The 1,014-nt window shown below is 42.5% G+C and carries 1 protein-coding gene and 1 pseudogene; both read left to right on the forward strand.

Features of this window, described 5'->3' with window-relative positions; all coding sequences use genetic code 11:
* Positions 1–159 (forward strand): annotated as a pseudogene (locus RM529_RS17495) (conjugal transfer protein); the annotation flags it as partial.
* 2 nt (positions 160–161) lie between these two features.
* The gene (locus RM529_RS17500) at positions 162–1,004 is read left to right on the forward strand and encodes a hypothetical protein (RefSeq protein ID WP_311486019.1); all 843 of its coding nucleotides are present in this window, start codon (positions 162–164) and stop codon (positions 1,002–1,004) included.
* Positions 1,005–1,014: the final 10 nt, after the last annotated feature.

Consider the following 1,014-nt stretch of genomic DNA (forward strand, 5'->3'; position numbering starts at 1 on the left):
AAAATGAGCGATGCCGACCGTGCCGATATCCTAAAGCAAAAGGAAATTGAATCAAAAGAGATGGTATCCAACCTAACAGTTAGAACAAGGCGCTATCGCGACATCATTTCCTTCAGGAAAATGCAGGATAAAATCAATAACAGGGAAACAGAATTCTAATTATGACCGCGGCAATCATCTTAGGGATCGGGTTGGAATACGTCGATACCGTTTTCCAGACCATACAAAACAGCGACTTCTCGCAATATACCATTGGGGGAATGAAAACGCTTGCGGTACTTTTCTTTCTGATCAACATCCTCAAAAAATATAATGAGGGCGTTGCCAATATGGATGGCTATACCTGGGGATTGAGTCCGGGGGAACTGGTCAAAAATTTTGCAGTTGTGCTTTTGGTCATTTTTTCAACACAGGTGTTGGGCTTTTTTGATGGCATTCTTGTTTCTATCGAGGCACAATATAGAGGCACGGCTCCCGCTTTACTGCCCTTGCAGATGCAGGATATACCCATTGAAGAGGATGTAAATCTAATTGATGCAGCAAAAAATGCAATGACCCTACTTTATGAAGCCTTGGTCACACCATTATTTGGCTTCAAGACATTCGCCTTTATTGGAAGCGTTATCCTCTGGATTCTCGATTTATTCATTTATCCGCTGTTCTTAGCCGAACGTTTTTTTCTTTTGGGAATTATGCAGGCGTTTTTTCCGTTGGTCATCAGTCTGGCCGTGTTTGAGAAATTTAGATCATTGGCCTTTAACTTTTTCAAATTGTATGCTGCGGTCTATATGCTAGTGCCAGCCTTCTTTTTGGTCAATGTATTCGTCAATGCGCTTTATACCGAGATAAACACCAACTTTTGGACGAACTTGTTCGGGACGGATGTCGGCAGCGGCTTTTTTGCCCCGGTTGTACAGCTTGGTTCGGTGGGGTTTATCGTCTTCCTAAAGTTTAAACTGTACCAGCGCGCTACATCATTTACCCTAAAATTATTTACTGCTTAAACCCGCTCTG

The organism is Autumnicola edwardsiae, assembly GCF_031846505.1.
GTDB classification, from domain to species: Bacteria; Bacteroidota; Bacteroidia; order Flavobacteriales; family Flavobacteriaceae; genus Autumnicola; species Autumnicola edwardsiae.

Coding starts and splice junctions, on each gene's coding strand:
- RM529_RS17500 (WP_311486019.1), top strand. CDS start 162: ATGACCGCGGCAATCATCTTAGGGATCGGGTTGGAATACGTCGATACC.